Raw genomic sequence first — 545 nt, forward strand, 5'->3', positions numbered from 1 at the left:
GTGTTGGTACGAAATCTTGGCACATTCTAGACCTAATGTTCGGCCCTGTGATCATGCAAGGTGATGAACCGCCAGTAAACGTACTCGCTAGCCCTGTGAAAGCTTGGTTCAACCGCTACAAATCAAAAGCGGGTCTGATCAAGTGTATGTCTGTGTAGCTATGTCTATGTAACTACTTCTTTGTAGCTATATCTTTTTAATTATTAGGTTTAAGTGAAGTTGAACTTATGAAATTCGTAAAAATCGCTCTTATCGTCGCTGTTGTAGCTATTGCTCTGTTCGCGGCAAAACAAACTGGTATTCTTGAAATCATCACTGACATCAAGAGCCTACAAGATTGGATCGCAAGCTTTGGGGTATGGGGTTACGCCGTATTCGTAGCAGCATTCGTGTTTGCGTGTGTTTTCCTACTACCGGGCAGCGCGTTCACCATTGTGGCAGGTATCGTATTTGGTCCTATCAAAGGTGGCGTATTGGCGCTGTTTTCTGCAACGCTTGGCGCGGTGGCGGCATTCATCGTGGCGCGCTTCCTACTGCGTAATACC

General features: G+C 45.9%; 2 pseudogenes. Both read left to right on the top strand.

Going from position 1 to position 545, the window contains the following annotated elements:
- Positions 1-158, top strand: a pseudogene (locus tag R7P74_RS28660) ((Fe-S)-binding protein); the annotation flags it as partial.
- 69 nt (positions 159-227) lie between these two features.
- Positions 228-545: pseudogene (locus tag R7P74_RS28665) on the top strand (TVP38/TMEM64 family protein); the annotation flags it as partial.

Source organism: Vibrio sp. 2033 (assembly GCF_033339735.1).